A 17,728-nucleotide genomic window follows, 5' to 3' on the forward strand; every position below is an offset into this window, starting at 1 on the left:
AATGAGCACCACCATTTTTCCTATCAGTTACAAAGGTGATTTTATCAACGGTCGTTTTGTTCCAGTAACAAAAGGTGATGGCGAAGTTAAAAATCTAAGCCCCGCTGACCTGAATGATTTGATCATGACGGTACCATTTAAGCATGACCACATGGATGAGGCCTGTGTTGCAGCTAAAAAGGCTTATCCAAAATGGGCCACTCTTTCTATGGATGAAAGAAGATCCTATTTGCTGCGTTTGAAAGAAATGTTCGACACGCATGCAGAACAATTTGCTCAGATTATTTCTCGCGACACAGGCAAGCCTGCTTGGGAAGCAATGACTGAAGCAAAAGCTTTGGGCGCTAAAATCGACATCACTTTGAATCAGTCGACTAAGCTTGTCGCTGATGAAAGAATTCCAAACGCACTTCCGCAAGTTGACGGTGTTATTCGTCATCGCTCGCGCGGTGTGATGGCTGTTGTGGGTCCTTTCAACTTCCCAGCGCATTTGCCAAATGGTCATATCATTCCGGCATTGATCGTCGGTAATACAGTCGTATTTAAGCCGTCAGAACAAACTCCAGCCGTGGGTCAATTCATGGCAGAGATGTTTGAAAAGGCGCAGTTCCCTCCAGGTGTTTTCAACATGGTTCAAGGTGACGGTGCTGGCGGCGGTCGTTTAGTAGCAAACGAACACGTTGATGGCGTCTTGTTCACGGGCTCTTACGAAGTTGGTTTGAAAATCAAGCAAGAGACTTTGAATCACTACTGGAAAATCCTAGCACTTGAAATGGGTGGTAAGAACGCCACTGTCGTTTGGGAAGATGCTGATATGGATAAAGCGGTTTATGAATCGCTGGTTGGTGCCTACATGACAGCGGGTCAACGCTGCTCTTGCACAAGCCGTATCATCGTTCATCCAAAAATTGCTGATGAATTTACTGAAAGATTCTATCAAGCGGCGAAAAAGCTATCGATTGGTCACTGGACGGAAAATACGTTCATGGGTCCATTGATTACGTCGGCTTCTGTGGAAAAATACATCCGCTTCCAAGAAATCGCGAATCGCGAAAACTGCGAAAGCTTGATGCGTGGTAAATCTTTGGATCTAAAAAACAAAGGTTACTATGTAACGCCTTCGATTCACTTGGTGAAAAAATTTGATCCTAACTCTGTTTACCAAAAATCAGAGATCTTTGGGCCGAACGTAGCAATCTACACGACAGGTGACTGGAATCACGCGATGGAAATCGTAAACTCCACAGGTTACGGTCTGGTGATGGCATTGTTCTCGAAAAACAAAGAGCTGTACGAAGATGCTTTGTTCAAAGCTCGTGTAGGTTTGTTGAACTGGAATCGTACAACGAATGGTGCGAGCTCTCGTTTGCCATTCGGTGGTATGGGTAAATCTGGTAATGACAGAGCTTCAGCACACTATGCAATTCAATATTGCACAGTGCCTGTGGCGAGCCTTGAAGATCCAACACCATTTGACCCGACGAAGATTCTTCCGGGTATGAACTTGGATATGAAATAATGAAGAAAACCGTTGTTGTTCTTGTCAGTGCGTTTGTAGCTTTGGTCGTTGCGGTGGGCGTTTGTGTTGGCTTTTTGGGTTACCAATATGCCAGCACGGCTCCAAGTAGCATTGCCCAGGATGTGGTTTACGAGGTTGTTCCTGGTAAAGCATTCAATACAATCGCAAAGGATTTGGAGAATAAAGCACTCGTTCGCAATGCCTTTTTCTTTTCTATGTACGCGCGTTTTAAAAATGAGCGTTCAAAAGTAAAAGTTGGGGAGTACTTACTTAGAACCAACATGACTCCGAGTGAGGTGCTCGATGTGATCACTTCTGGAAAAAGTATCGCAAGAGCTTTTACGGTGAGTGAAGGTCTTAGTATTTACGAAATCTCCGAACTTTATGAAAAAGAGGGATTCGGAACAGCGGCGGAATTCATGCGTCTGGTGCGTGACCCACAGTTTATCCAAACAGTTTTGGGTGAAAAACAAGAAAGCCTTGAAGGCTACTTGTTCCCTGAAACTTACATGCTGACAAAATTCACGGATACCAAAGGCCTTCTGGCTGCGATGGTGAAGAGATTCCTGTATGTCTACAACGAGATTCAACCGCAATCGAAGCTTAAGGGTTGGACTCGCCATCAGGTTGTGACGTTGGCAAGTATCGTTGAGAAAGAAACAGGAGCTCCTCAAGAGCGTCCGATTATTTCTTCGGTCTTCCACAACCGCTTGCAGAAAAATATGCGTCTGCAAACGGATCCAACGATCATCTATGGTAAGGCAGAAACCTTAGGCAAGATCGTAATCAATATCACTCGCGCTGATTTAACGGCTCCTACTCGTTATAACACGTATGTGATTAATGGTTTGCCGCCGGGTCCGATTGCGAACCCAGGGCGTGAAGCGTTGTTGGCTGCGATGAATCCTGAATCATCCAACTACTTGTTCTTTGTAAGTCAGAATGACGGTACACACGTATTTTCAGAGACATATGAAGCCCATAATGCCGCTGTAAAACGTTTCCAGCTGAATGCGAAAGCTCGTGAGGGTAAATCTTGGAGAGATCTTAAGAACAAACCTGCCGGAGAAAAAGAGCAGGGTGCTGGTACTGGCGTAAAAAAGACCGCAAAGTAGTTTTACTTTGCGGAGCTGTCTTCCGGCGAGCTCACTTTGTCAAATCCGTGAGTTGCTGAATTGTATTTAAAAATATTCAAACGTGGCACCATCTGATCATCAAACGTAGGTGCTACGATTTCTAAAGTCCCATCCCCATCAAAATCAGTTAGAGCCAGATTTGTAGAGTTTCCTTTAAGAGTGAAATATCCGTCACGAGATTCCGCCAGAGGAATTTTAGCCATGATGACCATCCCCTCGCCACCGTTCATGTTGTAGACTTCTAGCTCTAGAAAATTCTTACTTTGCATCTTTAGAACCGTGACCTGTGGCCCTTCTGGGGTCAACGAGCCTGTCACTTTTGCAATGACCGTACGACTGTCAGAGGTAAACAGCTCCTTCACGGAGTTACGTAGGTTCGGAATGACCGCGATTGTGGTCACAACCATGGCGATAATGGCCAAACTGACCATGAGGACGATTTCTTTTTTCGTGAAAGTAGAATCTGTTTTGGAAGTCATAGAAAAAAGTTTGCCATAAAGTCATTGAAGTAAAAACAAGAAAAGACTTAAGATGCAGGAGATTCTTTCGTGAGGAGGCTTTGATGGCTCAGCTTATCGTTTCTAAATTCGGTGGAACCTCGATGGGAGATGCGGAATGCATGCTCCGTAGTGCCGAGGTGGCTTTCAGACAAAATTCAAGCATGGTTGTTGTGTCAGCTACTTCAGGCACGACGAACGAGTTGATTAGCCTAGGTACAAAGGCAGAAAAGTCTGTTTGGTCTGAATGCGAAGCTATCGTTAATAAAATCCAAGAGCGCCACAGAAAAATTGCCACAGATCTTAAGGCAAGCACTGAGACTCACAACAAACTAGATGCTTTGTTTGAAGAGATGCAGTCTTTGGCAAAAGGCGTTCACTTGCTTCGCGATTGTTCAGTTAAGGCAATGGATGCATTGATGAGTTTGGGCGAGCGTATGTCTTCTGTTCTTTTCACAGAGGCTATGGCGACAGTTCTAAAGAATCACGGCACGAAAAAATCTGCTCAGCTACTTGATGCTCGTGAAGTTTTGAAAACGGACGATGCCTTCGGTAAGGCAAAACCTTTGACAGCGATGGTGGCAAGCCAATGTCAGCGTTTACTTCCAAATATGCGCGACATGAAAACTGTCGTAGTTACTCAAGGCTATATCGGCAGTACAGAAGAAGGCATGACAACGACTTTGGGTCGTGGTGGCAGTGATTACTCTGCTGCGATTTTGGCTGAAGGTGTTGAGGCTGATGTTCTTGAGATCTGGACAGATGTTGCAGGTATCGCGACGACAGATCCACGCTTGTGTGCGAATGCAAAACCAATCGCCGAGATTTCTTTTAAAGAGGCCTCAGAGCTTGCAACTTTTGGTGCGAAAGTTTTGCATCCTGCGACTCTTTTGCCGGCGATCAGAAAAAATATTCCAGTATTTGTTGGCTCAAGTTTCGATGCTGAAGCCAAGGGAACTTGGGTTCGTAAAGAGGTTGAACAACATCCACTGATTCGCGCGATGGCGCTTAGAAAAAAACAAGTCCTAGTGACGCTTTCCACTCCGGAAATGCTTCATGCCCATGGTTTCTTGTTTCAAATTTTCAAAATCTTTAATGATCACAAAGTCAGTATCGATGCGATCACAACTTCTGAAATTTCAGTCAGTGTGACGTTGGACGATTCGACTCTTTTGAATAAAAAATTGATCGCGGATCTTTCTGAAATTGCTGACGTACAAGTCGAAGAGAATCTTTCGCTGGTGTCGTTGATTGGTAACAACATCAATCATACATCGGGTCTTGGAAAAGATATTTTCGATACGATTCCAGACATCAATGTTCGCATGATCTGCTTGGGAGCAAGTAAGCACAACTTCTGCTTCCTGGTGAACGAAGAACACGGAGCTCAAGCGATCCAAAGATTGCATCAAAAATTCGTGGAGCTTGCGTGATCAAAGAAGACTTTTACCAGCTTTTAGCTTCCAGAAAATCGATTCGTAAATTCAAACCAGATCCAATTCCGAAAGATGTTTTGGATCGTTTGTTTGCGGCTGCGATGGAAGCTCCCTCAGGGAAAAATCGCCAGAACTGGCGCTTTTTTGTGGTGACTGGTAAAAAGCGCGACGAGTACATGCAGTACTCGCAAAAATCTTGGCTGGGGATCAAAGATATTCTTCAGCAAAGATTGAAACCTTCTCTATATGCTTTCACGGAAAGATTTTTCTTCACTCTGGGCGATGCGCCCGTTTTGGTATTCGCATACTCACACAATGATTCAGAAGAGCGCTATCACACGAGCATCGGCTCTGTGTACATGGCTGTGGAAAACTTGAATCTCGCTTGTTTGGTGGAAGGACTTGGCTGTTGCACGATGGGTGCACCACTAGAAATCAAAGAAGAAGTGGATAAGTTTTTGGGTGTGGATAAACTTCCGGAATACCAAAGAGGGGAGCTGGAACTCCTTTGCGGAGTGGTCATTGGCTACCCCGATCACAACCCTCCCAAGGCCCCTCGCCAAACTGAGGGACGAATTACTTGGATCAGCGAGTAAACAAATAGACTCACAAAAGTTAGCTAAGTGTCTGATAATAGGGCCAATAACGTAAACTATTGGCTCTTTAAGAGTCAGATATTTTGACATGTAAATTCCGTCTAAGGGGTTGTTTTTAATACCTTTTTAAGACGGACTTTGATATACCGCATCCCTTATGAATCTACTTCACGCCCTTAAGACGAATCCGTTTGTCCTTGCACCTATGGCAGGGATCACAGATCACGCATTCCGTACATTCATGAAAAAGCTCGACGCTAGCGTCGTGGTGACTGAACTTGTGAGTGCGTCGGGCATTGAGTACAAGTCCGAAAAAACATTGAAGTTGATGGGCTATGATGAAATTCAAAGACCTATCGGCATTCAGCTTTTCGGCGAATCCCCAGAAATTTTGGCGAATGCTGCGAAGTTTGCGGAAGCAGATGGTTGCGACTTCATCGATTTAAATTTCGGCTGCCCTGTTCCTAAAGTTGTTAAAAAAGGCGCGGGCTCTGCGATGATGAAAGACCCTGTAGGAATGCAGAAAGTTCTTGCTGCCGTTAAGGGTGCTGTGAAAATTCCAGTGACGATTAAAATTCGTACGGGCTGGGATTCCACCGCTCGTAATGCTGCTGAGATTTGTAATATCGCATACAACGAGGGTATCGAGTGGGTTGCAATCCATGGTCGCACTCGTAATCAGGGCTATTCTGGTTTTGCTGATTGGGATTTTATCACTGAGGTTAAGAACCAAGCGAAGCTCCCGATTTTAGGAAACGGAGACATCCTCACACCAAGACAGGCTGTTTTGAGACTAGAGCAATCTGGTTGTGATGGGGTGATGATTGGTCGCGGTTGCCTGAAAAATCCATTTATCTTCATGGACGCCTTGTCCCTATGGCGCGGTGAGGGCTTAAAGGATGTCAAAAGAGACTATGTCAGTCTGTTTAACGGCCTGAAAAATGAGCTTGTTGCGCATTGTGATGAACACATCACAGGGATTCAGTTGAGAAAGTTTGCAGCTTGGTTCTCGACAGGGTATCCTGGGGCGGCACAATTCAGGAAGAATCTTTTCCAATCCAAGAGCAATGAAGAGATCATGACCCTTGCTAACGAATTTTTCGCTGGTATCGGTAGTGTTGAGCAAGAAGATCAGTCGAAGGACGAATTCTTAATGGGCGGACACGGTTAGTTGTCCTGACCGAATCCTGAACTGTTTTATTTAAATTTATGTTTTAGTTTACAAGTTTCAATTTAATGAAGGGTTAAATATGATTCAAGATCCGAAGAAGATTAGAAATATCGCGATTATCGCGCACGTCGACCACGGTAAAACGACACTGGTTGACCATTTGATTAAACAAGCCGGTACATTCCGTGACAATGAGCACGTTGATGATCGCTTGATGGACTCCATGGATCTTGAAAGAGAGCGTGGTATCACGATCGCGGCTAAGAACGCGTCTTTCGTTTACAAAGATATCAAAGTAAACATCGTAGATACTCCGGGACATAGTGACTTCGGTGGTGAAGTTGAACGTATCTTGAACATGGTTGATGGTTGTATCCTTCTTTGCGACGCTTCTGAAGGTCCACTTCCACAAACTCGTTTCGTATTGAAAAAAGCTCTTGAGCAAAACTTGAAAGTTATCGTTTGTATCAACAAGATCGACCGTTCAGACGCTCGTATCCAAGAAGTACACAACGAACTTTTCGATTTGTTCATCGACCTTGAAGCTACAGAAGAACAATGTGATTTCCACACTGTTTACGCTATCGCCCGTGAAGGTATGGCGACTTTGGATCCAGCGGTTAACACTGGTTCTCTAGAAGTTCTTTACGATGCTATCGTAAACCTAGTTCCTCCTCCAAAAATTGATGAAAACGCTCCATTGCAAGTTATGGTTTCTAACATCTCTTACAATGATTACGTAGGTCGTTTGGCGATCGGTCGTATGCGTGCCGGTTCAATCAAAGTTGGTGATGACGTTGTTTGCGTTCAAGCAAATGGTCAGAAAAAAGTTAAAGTCTCTGCTTTGTACCAATACAAAGTGAACTCGCAAGTTCCAGCTCAAGAAGTTGGCGCAGGTGACATCGTTGTTATCGCGGGTATGGAAGACTTCACTATCGGTGATACTATTACTTCTGCTACAGACCCACGTCCTCTTCCACGTATCCGCGTAGACGAGCCGACAGTAGGTATGATCTTCTCGGTAAATAACGGTCCTTTCGCAGGTATGGAAGGTAAGAACGTTACTTCTCGTAAGATCCTTGAGCGTCTTGAGAGAGAACTTTTGTACAACGTTGCGATCCGCGTAGAAAAAACTGAGAACACAGATGCGTTCAAAGTTGTTGGCCGTGGTGAGTTGCAATTGGGTGTATTGATCGAGCAAATGCGCCGTGAAAACTTCGAACTTCTAGTTTCTAAACCATCCGTTGTCTTCAAAGACGAAGGTGGCGTAAGAATGGAACCGATGGAGATCGCAGTTATCGATATCGAAGATGCTTTCGTTGGTGCGGTTACTGAGAAACTTGGTAAACGTAAAGGCGTAATGCAAAACATGGTTCAAAAAGGTTCAGGCCGTACTCGTCTTGAATTCCGCATCCCTTCACGTGGTTTGATCGGTTACCGTTCTGAGTTCCTAACAGACACTCGTGGTACAGGTCTTTTGAATACACAATTTGACGGTTGGGACCAATACAAAGGTGAAATCGAACACCGTATGAATGGTGCGATGATTTCTGACCGTAAAGGCCAAGCTACTGCATTCGCGATCTGGAATCTTCAAGAGCGCGGTATTATGTACGTAACTCACGGTCAAGATGTGTACGAAGGCATGATCGTAGGTGAGCACGCTAAGGACAATGATCTAGAAGTAAACATCACTCGCGAGAAGAAATTGTCAAACGTACGTGCTTCGGGTTCTGATGAAGCTATCCGTCTAGTTCCAGTACGTCCTATGACGTTGGAAAAAGCGATGGAATGGATCAAAGACTCTGAGTTGATCGAAGTGACTCCGAAGAACATCCGTCTTCGTTGCCGCGAAACAGATCCAAACAAACGTGCAAGAGCAGCGAAGGAATAATGGATTCGAAAGTCGCCATTGAGATCAAAGATTTAACCAAAAAATACGACAACAATGTCGCGGTTGATGGAATAAATCTTGAGATCTACAAGGGCGAATGTTTCGGGCTATTAGGTCCAAACGGGGCTGGCAAAACAACAGCAATGAAGATGATGTATTGCTCGGCCCTCGTTACAAGCGGGGAGCTCTATGTACTAGGGCTCAACGTTAAAAAAAATTACCGCGAAATCAAATCTAGAATCGGTGTCGTTCCTCAAGAGGACGGCTTAGATCCCGACTTTACTGTCTTAGAAAATCTCTCTGTCTACGCTAGCTATCACAATATCAATCCTGCTGAAGGCGACTTGCGTGCGCAGGCGTTGCTACGTCTGATGAAGCTCGAGGAATACCAAGATCGTTCGGTAGAAACTCTGAGCGGTGGTATGAAGCGCCGTCTGGCGATTGCTCGTGGACTGATTAATTCTCCTGAAGTGATTTTCTTGGATGAACCAACGACCGGTCTTGATCCGCAAGCGCGTATCTGGATCTGGGATTTCTTTAAGCATTTAAAATCAGAAAAAAGCACTCTGGTTTTAACGACTCACTATATGGAAGAAGCCGAACAGATGTGTGATCGTGTTGCGATCATCGATGACGGTAAGATCCTGACGATCGGTAAGCCGCGTGATTTGATCCGTGATCTTATCGGTAAAGAAGTGGTCGAGTTCGATACGAATCCTGTGGATTTGAATTACTACCTAGGCCGCTTGCGTGCTGAAGGTTTCGCATACCAAGTTATCAAAGATACAGTTTCAGTTCTGGTTAAGGAGAATCAAGAAGGTCGCCGTGTGGTAGATCTGATTGCTTCTGATAAAATCTTTATTCGCAAACCTACGTTGAATGACGTCTTCCTGAAATTGGCAGGTCATCAGTTGAGGGACGAATAATGAAGTTAAAACAAATCTTCTCTATTCCAAAATTCGATGATGGTGCTTTGAAAGTTTGGCAGCGTAACTTTTTGTACTTTAAAAAGACGATGCTAGTGTCGCTGTTCTGGATTGTCCTTGAGCCAGCAATTTACCTGGGTGCTATCGGGTTCGGATTGGGTTCATTTGTAAATAACATGGGTGGAATGTCTTATATCGAGTATTTCTTCCCGGCACTTTTGTGTACGACCGCGATGATGGTGGCTTTCTTTGAGGGCACCTATGGCAACTATACTAAGCTCACTCATCAAAAGACTTATGCGACTATTATGCTAACGCGTGTGGGACCTGAAGAAATCGTAGCTGGTGAGCTTATGTGGGCTGCGACCAAAGGTTTCTTTGGTGTGGTGGGTGTTACGATTGTAGCCGTGTTCTTCGGCTTGGTAGACTCTTATAAAATTCTTTTGGTTTTGCCGATTCTGTTCCTGATTTCAACGCTATTTTCTTGTATCGGTATGATCTTTACATCGATTGCTAGAAACTATGATTCTTTTATTTATTCAACGTCGGGTTTGATTGTGCCAATGAGCTTACTCAGCGGGACGTACTTCCCGTTGGATCAATTGCCATCAGCCCTTCGCTATATCGCTTATCTATTTCCGCTCACTCATGGTGTGGCGGCGGTTCGTGGTATTCTTCATGATGGAAACGGCATCAAGATTGGTATTCACATCTTGATTCTGCTTGTTTTAACATGGGTGTGCATGAATGTTTCATTCCACCGCATTCGTAACAAGCTTCTGAAATAATTAATTATCTAACTGCGTATCCGGAGAGATATCTAGGTCGCCACTGCTGCTGGTGCCTTCTTCGCGAATCTCTTGCTCTAGGCGATTGATTTCATCGTTGCTCATGTTATTAAACTGTTCGTCTGAGAGGTTTTCCAAGCCACTTAAGCTGTCTGGTGGGGGAGCCGGGCTTAGGAAGTTTTGAATGCGTTCCATGGCAACTAAGTACTCGTCTTCGTTAATGCTATGAAACTGGTACATGTTCTGAACAATCTGACCCATGCGTTTGCGAGCAAATCCAGTCAGTTCTTTTTTGTAATAGGAATGAGAGTACTTTACCGGGCTTGGCAAAACCATCGCCAAGAAAGCGCTTTCAACAACATCCAATTGTGCGGGCTCTTTTTTAAAGTAAAAGTTTGCAGCAGCTTTAACGCCGTAAATGTTTTTTCCGAATTCGACGACGTTTAAGTAGCGCTCAAGGATTTCTTTCTTTGTCAGAGTTTTCTCGATGCGATCAGTGATGATGGCTTCAAGTCCCTTTCTAAAAAAAGTGCGATCAGCATTTAAGAACATGTTTTTAGCAAGCTGCTGAGTGATCGTAGAACCACCACGCTTGTAAACGCCAGTTTCCCATCCTTGGCGGAAGTTCTTTTCGATGACTCCCCACTCAAAGCCATGATGCTTATAGAAGTTCCCATCTTCAGTCATGATGATGGTTTTTTGTAGATAAGAAGAAATTCTGTTTAACGGAACATAGTTCTTAGATGTCGGGCAGAGGTCGACCTTGTACATGGTTGTAACCAAGCAGCCTTTGATTTCTTTTTCAGAGGGAAGCCATGACCATACCACAGCGGCAGCCGTGATCATGATCGCAACAATCAGAGCAAAAAATAAACCTGCAGCTTTCATCTATTTCAACATTCCTTGATCTTTAACCCATTGAATACTGTTGCGGATAGCTTCACGTGCGGGGCGAGGATGGAAGTTTAATTCCTTTTGTGCTTTGGATGAATCAAACCAGTGGTACATAGTCGCAGTGTATGCGTTCTCTTTACTCAAAGGGCCTTTAAGTCCCATTTTCTCCATAAAGTCGCCGATACTGCCAACCACGTGTAGTAATTGATCCGGTAGTTGGCGAGAAGGCGGAGTGACGCCCGCTTCCTCTGCGATCATGCGGAATAGATCTTTAATCAAAATGTTTTCGCCGGACAGAATATAACGTTCGCCGGTTTTGCCATTTTTCCAAGCGCTTAAAATACCCTGGATGACGTCTTCGACAGCAACAACGTTGACGCCACCTGAAGTGTAAAACTTAAGTCTTCCTTGGGCTACTTTCAGCATCATTTTGCGACTGCCTTTTTTAGCGTCGCCAAAACCATAGATCGTTGCAGGATTTAGAATAACTGCATCGATCTCTTTTTTGTCGCAGGCCTTCTTAACTAGTAATTCAGCCTCGTGTTTTGTTTCAAAGTATCCAAGATTTAAATCGTGAATATTGAATTCAGAATTCTCGTTTTTGATTTCATCTGGAGTAAATCCCGCGCCGACAGCGACTACCGAGGACAGATGGACCAGGCGGCGAACTTTGCGTTCTCTACAAACCTCAATAACGTTTGCTGTGCCTTGGACATTTACTTTTTCCATTAATGGACGATCAGATGCCTTGTAGGCAACAACTCCTGCTAGATGGAAAATCGTATCGAAATCAGTTACGGCTTCTAGCAAAGAAACTAGGTCTGTCACATCACCGTAAACATACTTGCAGTCGACGCCTTTAAGTTCAGAAAGATCACTGTTGCGACGAACAAGAGCATAGACATCGTGGCCCTCATTAACTAAGGACCGTGTCAGCCAACTTCCTAAAAAACCATTTGCTCCGGTGACTAGTACTTTCATGTTGCCTCTGCCTCGGTGTCTGTTTCATCAAAACGTGCCATGAACCTTTGGCACATTCGCGCCATCAGTATTCCAGTGATAATTCCTAAGATAGCTCCTGCGAAGACATCAGTGGGAAAGTGCACGCCGTTATAGATGCGGCTGTAACCGACCACTGTTGCAAGAGTGAACATAGGGATTGCTGCTGGAGGAAATATCACAGAGGTGAATGTGGCGAAGTTAAACATATTCGTCGCATGGTTCGATACAAAGCTATAGCCGCCAAAAGGCGCGCGTACTTCAACCTGTAAACCTTCAGTGTGTGCGGGGCGTGGACGCTGGATTGTTTTTTTGAACGCCCAGTTTCCGATCCCATCAGATAAAGAAACGCTCAGCACTGCCATGATAAAAATAGTGCAGCCCTTCTTCCAACCACGACGCCAAATGAACATCGCAATGATGAAAGGAATCATCGTCAGCTTCACTAAATCTTTCTTATGAAGATCAGTAACGAAGGGAAAGAAGAGGTCTGCCCAAGGTGCAGTCCAATCCGAGTTGATGAGGACGAAAAGACGTTTATCGAGGTTCAAAATAAAATCGAGCATGATAGGGATCATAACTTAGTTTTTTGCTCGCAGAAAGTCTAGGTCTTCCGTTGGTCGCAGTGCCTCGTTCAACTCGCTATGGCATTATTGTGTTCATGGACATAGCTACAATATTTGGCCTCTTAATTGGCTTTGGTGGAATCATTTTCGGCAACCTAATCGAAGGTGGCCACATGAGTTCACTCATGCAGGTGACTGCGTTTCTTATCGTATTCGCGGGAACTGCTGGAGCGGTGATGGTTTCTAGTTCCGAAGAAGCCCTTAAAACGGGTGTTCGCTTAGCAAAAAAAGCCTTCACACATGAGAAAAGCGATGCTCATAAAAAGCTTGAAGACATCGTGGAGTACGCGCGCCTTGCAAAAAAAGATTCTCTGATTGCATTAGAACCCAGAATCAATCGTATTGCTGATCCATTGATGCAAGATGTTTTGCGTAACGTTGTGGATGGTGTTGATGAAGCCCTTTTGCGCGATATTTTTGAAACACAGATTTATACAGAAGAAGAAGAGCTTCTATCTGGCGCGAAAATCTGGTCAGATGCCGGCGGGTTTTCTCCCACGATCGGTATCATTGGTGCGGTACTCGGTTTGATTCACGTGATGGGTAACCTGACTGATACAAGTAAGCTCGGTGCAGGTATCGCCGTGGCCTTCGTCGCGACAATCTATGGTGTGAGTTTTGCGAACTTGGTATTTATTCCGCTAGGAAACAAAATCAAAAGAAAAGTCGAAGACATGACTCGCGAAAAGCTGATGGTTCTTGAGGGCGGTATCTTGATCGCTAAAGGTGCTAATCACTTTATCATCGAACAAAAATTAAGGTCTTATCTTCCAAATGTCACAAAAGCGTAAAAAGCACGAAGAACATGTAAATCACGAAAGATGGTTGGTCTCTTATGCAGACTTTATCACTCTTTTGTTTGCGTTCTTCGTTGTTATGTACGCGACTTCAAATGCCAATGAAAATAAGCAAAAAGATTTCGAGCAATCGATCAAATTGAATTTCCATTTGGTGGGTAAAGGCGGAACTGATCAGAATGGCAACGCCATTGATGCCGCAATCGCTGAGTTGGATATTCCTGTGGGTAACTTCCCTAAAAAGGGCGGACCTGTTGAGGCAGCTGATTATATCGAAAGAGCTTTAAATAAAGCGATGAGCAAGGAAGATCAAAAGAAAGACATCCAAGATGTCTACCATGATTCTGTCGGTGTTCGCGTCTCGTTGACGGCTTCTAGTTTCTTTACTCCCGGATCTTCAAAGCTTCGTCTTTCATCTTTGCCAGCTCTTGAGAAAGTGGCGGCTATCATTGGTGCTAGCAACAAACGCATTATCATCGAGGGTCACACGGATGACACTCCGATTGCGCCAGATGCGCAGTATCCAAGTAACTGGGAGTTGGCGGGAGATCGTGCCTCGGCTGTCGTTCGCTATATGATCAAGTACCATAACTTAGATCCGAAACGTTTCGTGGCAATTTCTTATGGTGACCAAAAGCCGATTGTCCCGAATGATTCAGAAGAGCATAAAGCTATGAATCGTCGTATTGAGATCTTAATCGTTACCGACAATAGTAAAGTCGGAATCTAATTCGGAAAATAAAAAAGCCGAGGTTTTGAGGCCTCGGCTGGGGGTTTTGAGGGGTGGTTGCGAACTAAACGCAGTCGCGCAATTTTTTAGCGATTTCGATCGCTTTATCACGAGTTACACCGCGAGAGTTTTGGATTGATTGCAAGAACAACTCTTCGTAAGAACCCGTTTTAGATGTAGAAACCAATTTATCGAATTCAACTAGAACGTCTTTGTAAGCAGTACGCTCAGAACCGTTGAACTGAGTTAGGATTTCTTCAGCTTTAGCTTCGATCTTTTTGATTGCTTGGTTAGAGATCACCATTGGATCTTCTACGTTTTTGCCTTCGATTTTAGTCATCATCGCGCCACGTAGAACCAAAGCTACTGAAGCGTCTGCCGCGTCAGCTGTAACTTTGTCGGATTTAGATGTTGCAGCTTCTTTAGCAGCAGCAAGCATCATCAATGTGTTCTTCTTTTCAGGAGATTTCATTGCTTGATCCAAAAGCTTAGCTTTGTCGCCAGCGATGTTCATTTTCGCTACGTAGGCGTCTTTAGCGCCAGCTTTGAATTGTCCAGTTGCAGGGTCAACATAGTGTTTGTTGATCTCTGTTACGTAGTCTTTGAAGCCTGCCTTTGGTGCACCAGCAGCAAAAGTTTGAGCGCTTACCAAAGTTACGAATGCCATACCGAACAAGAATGTCTTTTTCATTTAAAATCTCCTCTTCAAAAGTTTTATAAACTTGAATATCTTAGTTATTTGCAAATCCTTAGCCAGCCCTCTGAGGTCATCGGGACTCATATATTGAATTCCCGGTGTCTAAACTCAAATCAGGTAACAATTCCCGCCGCTATCTCAATTTGAGACACTAGCGAACGCCTGGCATCGACATAGAGCGGATCTTAGCCATCTTTTCCTGCATTTCGTTTTGGAACTGTTGAGCTTCCGCATTCATTTGTTTCACGTTACGCATTTTATCCCAGCTAACCGCATTGGCCATCACTCCATACATCATCATCTCAGTCGACAATGCTTGAAGGCTTTCTAGAGCTTGAACAGCCATATTTCGTTGAGCATCGGTTACTTTAAGTTGCGTCGCTGGAGCTTCTTCGCCCACACCCAACGCTGCTGAAACCTTACCTAAAGCGGCTTGGATATTTTTGACCTGCTCCTCGAATTGATAGTTTTCTAGAGGAGATTCAATTCTCTCGATCTCAACGTTATTCTCAGTAACTTTAACGATTTTGATTTTTTTAATCATGCCGTTCAGGATCGCAAACTGGCTTTCCACTTCAGCTAATAGCGGCTGAGTCGGAGCTTTACCCATGATGCCTTTTAGATTCATGGCATAAGCATCTTGAGAAGGTGCCAGGATCTCATTCAACAAAGACAAGTAAACGCGCTCCTCTTGGAAAGAAGCATTCATAGTTCCGTTATATACTGAGCCGTTATTCCAAGCAGAAATACCTTGGCGATAAATAGCACGGATCATTTTGATGATGACGGCTTCATAGCTTCTTGAATATTGAGCAAAGGCCGTTTGCATTTGTGTCTCAGTATTCTTTTTCCACCAGTCATCAAATGCAGCTTTGGATTGATCCCCAACTACAGAGGCGCGAGTTTGATTCGCTAGATATGAAACGAAGCCTTCATACTGGCCAGCCGCAGTTTTAACTGGGTAGTTATAGATGCCAGCAACGCCTTCGTTGATGCCAAGTTTATAGCTCGTGCACACATCGAACTGATCTTTATCACCACGGATTGTTGGCGGCATAAATACCGATGGATATCCCAGTGATGTCTTAATAGCTGTCTCTCCACGCTCTACATCCGGTCCGCAGATCATTTGCATAACCAAGAAGTCCGTGATTTTCGGAGTCGGGAAGATACCCACTTTACGATAGAATGAAGTGCCCTTCAAAGTTTCGGCGCTTGTTGGTGCCTCGCCATAGTAAGTTACCCAGCCGCGGCCTTTTTCAAGGATAGGGCGTGGAGCGCCAAGGTCAGTATAGACTGTCCAAAGGGCTTTATAGTAAGCGTGCATTGAGTAGTTCTGGGCCGCAGAGCGGATCTCAGAGTTCAACAGAACGAGAGCTTTAATAAGTTTATCATCGTCCTCAACCTGAAGGCCGGCGATGATCTTTTTCAAATTAGATTTTTGAGTCGCATTCAAAAGCTTCAGATTTTCTTCTTTCAAAAGCTCTTGAGATTTTTGAGCCACATCAACGACAGTTTGATACTGCTGTCTTTCGATAAATGCAGGCTCATTCAAAAGGAAGTCCATTTGATCTTTTTCAAGATTTGCTTTGATACCGTATAGAGGTGTTTTGCGCTCAAGAGGTTTCACATAACCATCTTCAAAGCGTTCGGCACGAACTTGAGCTACAAAGTCGCCATAGAATGAATAGCTCGTGTTATACATGCCAGTCAGCTGAACTAAAGAGTCCTGCCAGTTTTGGTAGGCCTCGTAAACTTCAGTCATATTCGTCATGCGCCAAGCAGACATCTTCTCTTTAAAGAGTTTCATGTTGGCTTGAAGTTCTTTATCATCAGAAGCCCATTTGTTCTTTTTAAGAACGTTTACATTTTCCTCAAGATCTTCGGAGATATTGTCCAACTCGTCGCCATCAAAGATGTTTTTCCAAGCATAAGTGACAGAACGATTTAGCCATTGGTCAATTTGCACGAAGGCACCGATTTGCAGGCCTTTAACTAGTAAAAGACGAATGCCTTTAAGTTGCATCGCACCTGGCATTAGATAAGCTGCGATATCAACACCCGTTACACGAAGAACAGTTGAAGTCACAACAGCTTGAGCAGCACCGGCAAGAGCCGAAGAAGCAAGCATGGAAACCAACATAGGAGCTGATTCCCAAAGAACTTTCTTAAGAGCTAGTTGTTCGTAAGCCGCAGAACAAGGGTCTTTATCTACGCCATGTTGTTGATCGGCTTCAGTAACTTTTCCACCCATCATCGTTTTTGCGCAGGCATTGACGTTAGGGTTCATCATAATTTGTGAAAGATAAGTTTGCGCGAACATACCTACGGACATCCCTAGGTATGGAATCATGTGATGGAATTTTGGATTCTTAAGATACATTCCAAGAACATTTGAAGTAACACCTTGAGAATACATAAAGGCATAGAAGCCAAAGATACCCATTGGTGAAAGGGAGTGGTCAATATGCTGCTTCATCGCTACTGGATTCTGAGAGTAGTTTGAAACCAGCTGAGTCGCCACAACCGCACCCATAGCCATAAAGAATACCGCCGATTCCGTCGGAAGATTCTTTAAAGAGTGAGAGAACGCTGCTTTATTTGCCGAGCTCACTTTTTTCATCTCAGCCATAAGCATTTGATTTACGGATTTAGGAGAATACTTACGAAGTCTATCTGGATCAGAGAAAGGGAATTCCATCACAGGTTTGGAACTACCTTTATCGAATACAGTCACCATTCTGGAAGTAGTATCGACCTTCACGTCGTAACCCATTTTTTCCATCATAGCTTTGTCTTTGATAAGACGAGACTTTTCGGTCTCGGTCATAGTGGCAGGTTTACTAACGTTGTAAGTAGGCGCTTTAACGTCGTATTGGGATTTCCAATAGTCTTTTTTGCTATCAGCTTTTTGCTGGTAAGCACCCGCCGCCGGAGCGATGGAGGAGAATAAAAATACCGCAGCTGTGGACAAGCTAATTACGGATTTAAATGTTAAAGACGGCTTAAACATATAGTCTTC

General features: G+C 44.2%; 16 protein-coding genes. 10 read left to right on the forward strand and 6 right to left on the reverse strand.

Annotated features, from left to right (window positions below; genetic code table 11):
* Position 1: 1 nt before the first annotated feature.
* Together ACLVWP_RS00650 and mltG are read left to right on the forward strand one after the other, a co-directional pair.
* Entirely contained in the window at positions 2–1,519 is a 1,518-nt protein-coding gene (locus tag ACLVWP_RS00650) for a succinylglutamate-semialdehyde dehydrogenase (protein ID WP_413559324.1), read from the forward strand.
* The gene (mltG, locus tag ACLVWP_RS00655) at positions 1,519–2,634 is read left to right on the forward strand and encodes an endolytic transglycosylase MltG (RefSeq protein WP_413559325.1); all 1,116 of its coding nucleotides are present in this window, start codon (positions 1,519–1,521) and stop codon (positions 2,632–2,634) included. The genes ACLVWP_RS00650 and mltG overlap by 1 nt, the downstream gene beginning before the upstream one ends.
* A gap of 2 nt (positions 2,635–2,636) precedes the next feature.
* Here mltG and ACLVWP_RS00660 read toward each other — a convergent pair whose 3' ends face one another.
* Complete coding sequence (locus tag ACLVWP_RS00660; RefSeq protein WP_413559326.1) at positions 2,637–3,134, reverse strand: hypothetical protein; 498 nt, start codon at positions 3,132–3,134, stop codon at positions 2,637–2,639.
* A gap of 83 nt (positions 3,135–3,217) precedes the next feature.
* Here ACLVWP_RS00660 and lysC point away from each other — a divergent pair, with 83 nt between their 5' ends.
* The 6 genes from lysC (at position 3,218) to ACLVWP_RS00690 (ending at position 9,963) form a co-directional block, all read left to right on the forward strand.
* Entirely contained in the window at positions 3,218–4,585 is a 1,368-nt protein-coding gene (gene lysC / locus ACLVWP_RS00665; RefSeq protein ID WP_413559327.1) for a lysine-sensitive aspartokinase 3, read from the forward strand.
* A complete protein-coding gene (locus tag ACLVWP_RS00670) occupies positions 4,582–5,184 on the forward strand; it encodes a nitroreductase family protein (RefSeq protein WP_413559328.1) in 603 nt (200 codons plus the stop codon). Before lysC ends, ACLVWP_RS00670 begins: the two co-directional genes overlap by 4 nt.
* A gap of 157 nt (positions 5,185–5,341) precedes the next feature.
* The gene (gene dusB / locus ACLVWP_RS00675) at positions 5,342–6,355 is read left to right on the forward strand and encodes a tRNA dihydrouridine synthase DusB (RefSeq protein ID WP_413559329.1); all 1,014 of its coding nucleotides are present in this window, start codon (positions 5,342–5,344) and stop codon (positions 6,353–6,355) included.
* 79 nt (positions 6,356–6,434) lie between these two features.
* On the forward strand, positions 6,435–8,249 hold the full coding sequence (gene typA / locus ACLVWP_RS00680; protein WP_413559330.1) for a translational GTPase TypA: 1,815 nt from the start codon (positions 6,435–6,437) through the stop codon (positions 8,247–8,249).
* Positions 8,249–9,175 carry an ABC transporter ATP-binding protein gene (locus ACLVWP_RS00685; protein ID WP_413559331.1) on the forward strand — a complete coding sequence of 309 codons (927 nt, stop codon included), beginning with the start codon at positions 8,249–8,251 and terminating at the stop codon, positions 9,173–9,175. Before typA ends, ACLVWP_RS00685 begins: the two co-directional genes overlap by 1 nt.
* Positions 9,175–9,963: an ABC transporter permease gene (locus ACLVWP_RS00690; RefSeq protein WP_413559332.1), complete on the forward strand. Its 789-nt coding sequence runs from the start codon at positions 9,175–9,177 to the stop codon at positions 9,961–9,963. The genes ACLVWP_RS00685 and ACLVWP_RS00690 overlap by 1 nt, the downstream gene beginning before the upstream one ends.
* Here ACLVWP_RS00690 and mtgA read toward each other — a convergent pair whose 3' ends face one another.
* From mtgA to ACLVWP_RS00705, 3 genes are read right to left on the reverse strand one after another with little or no spacing between them, the layout of a single operon-like run.
* A complete protein-coding gene (mtgA, locus tag ACLVWP_RS00695; RefSeq protein WP_413559333.1) occupies positions 9,964–10,851 on the reverse strand; it encodes a monofunctional biosynthetic peptidoglycan transglycosylase in 888 nt (295 codons plus the stop codon). It lies immediately after the preceding gene.
* The gene (locus tag ACLVWP_RS00700) at positions 10,852–11,838 is read right to left on the reverse strand and encodes an SDR family oxidoreductase (RefSeq protein ID WP_413559334.1); all 987 of its coding nucleotides are present in this window, start codon (positions 11,836–11,838) and stop codon (positions 10,852–10,854) included.
* Complete coding sequence (locus ACLVWP_RS00705; RefSeq protein WP_413559335.1) at positions 11,835–12,434, reverse strand: phosphatase PAP2 family protein; 600 nt, start codon at positions 12,432–12,434, stop codon at positions 11,835–11,837. Before ACLVWP_RS00705 ends, ACLVWP_RS00700 begins: the two co-directional genes overlap by 4 nt.
* Positions 12,435–12,445: 11 nt before the next feature.
* Between ACLVWP_RS00705 and ACLVWP_RS00710 the strand changes: the two genes are divergently transcribed.
* Entirely contained in the window at positions 12,446–13,273 is an 828-nt protein-coding gene (locus tag ACLVWP_RS00710) for a flagellar motor protein (RefSeq protein ID WP_413559336.1), read from the forward strand.
* On the forward strand, positions 13,257–14,009 hold the full coding sequence (locus tag ACLVWP_RS00715) for a flagellar motor protein MotB (protein WP_413559337.1): 753 nt from the start codon (positions 13,257–13,259) through the stop codon (positions 14,007–14,009). Before ACLVWP_RS00710 ends, ACLVWP_RS00715 begins: the two co-directional genes overlap by 17 nt.
* 64 nt (positions 14,010–14,073) lie before the next feature.
* Here the strand turns inward: ACLVWP_RS00715 and ACLVWP_RS00720 are convergent, their stop codons facing one another.
* Positions 14,074–14,700: a hypothetical protein gene (locus tag ACLVWP_RS00720; RefSeq protein ID WP_413559338.1), complete on the reverse strand. Its 627-nt coding sequence runs from the start codon at positions 14,698–14,700 to the stop codon at positions 14,074–14,076.
* A 157-nt stretch (positions 14,701–14,857) separates the two neighbouring features.
* Positions 14,858–17,719: a hypothetical protein gene (locus ACLVWP_RS00725; RefSeq protein WP_413559339.1), complete on the reverse strand. Its 2,862-nt coding sequence runs from the start codon at positions 17,717–17,719 to the stop codon at positions 14,858–14,860.
* Positions 17,720–17,728: the final 9 nt, after the last annotated feature.

Source organism: Bdellovibrio sp. HCB209 (assembly GCF_047306065.1).
Taxonomy (GTDB): Bacteria; Bdellovibrionota; Bdellovibrionia; order Bdellovibrionales; family Bdellovibrionaceae; genus Bdellovibrio.

Excerpts from the sequence above, each read along its gene's own strand:
- lysC (WP_413559327.1), top strand. The coding sequence starts at position 3,218 with ATGGCTCAGCTTATCGTTTCTAAATTCGGTGGAACCTCGATGGGAGAT.
- ACLVWP_RS00660 (WP_413559326.1), bottom strand. The coding sequence starts at position 3,134 with ATGACTTCCAAAACAGATTCTACTTTCACGAAAAAAGAAATCGTCCTC.
- ACLVWP_RS00725 (WP_413559339.1), bottom strand. The coding sequence starts at position 17,719 with ATGTTTAAGCCGTCTTTAACATTTAAATCCGTAATTAGCTTGTCCACA.
- mtgA (WP_413559333.1), bottom strand. The coding sequence starts at position 10,851 with ATGAAAGCTGCAGGTTTATTTTTTGCTCTGATTGTTGCGATCATGATC.
- mltG (WP_413559325.1), top strand. The coding sequence starts at position 1,519 with ATGAAGAAAACCGTTGTTGTTCTTGTCAGTGCGTTTGTAGCTTTGGTC.
- ACLVWP_RS00685 (WP_413559331.1), top strand. The coding sequence starts at position 8,249 with ATGGATTCGAAAGTCGCCATTGAGATCAAAGATTTAACCAAAAAATAC.
- ACLVWP_RS00700 (WP_413559334.1), bottom strand. The coding sequence starts at position 11,838 with ATGAAAGTACTAGTCACCGGAGCAAATGGTTTTTTAGGAAGTTGGCTG.
- ACLVWP_RS00715 (WP_413559337.1), top strand. The coding sequence starts at position 13,257 with ATGTCACAAAAGCGTAAAAAGCACGAAGAACATGTAAATCACGAAAGA.
- ACLVWP_RS00705 (WP_413559335.1), bottom strand. The coding sequence starts at position 12,434 with ATGATCCCTATCATGCTCGATTTTATTTTGAACCTCGATAAACGTCTT.
- ACLVWP_RS00720 (WP_413559338.1), bottom strand. The coding sequence starts at position 14,700 with ATGAAAAAGACATTCTTGTTCGGTATGGCATTCGTAACTTTGGTAAGC.
- dusB (WP_413559329.1), top strand. The coding sequence starts at position 5,342 with ATGAATCTACTTCACGCCCTTAAGACGAATCCGTTTGTCCTTGCACCT.
- ACLVWP_RS00650 (WP_413559324.1), top strand. The coding sequence starts at position 2 with ATGAGCACCACCATTTTTCCTATCAGTTACAAAGGTGATTTTATCAAC.
- typA (WP_413559330.1), top strand. The coding sequence starts at position 6,435 with ATGATTCAAGATCCGAAGAAGATTAGAAATATCGCGATTATCGCGCAC.
- ACLVWP_RS00690 (WP_413559332.1), top strand. The coding sequence starts at position 9,175 with ATGAAGTTAAAACAAATCTTCTCTATTCCAAAATTCGATGATGGTGCT.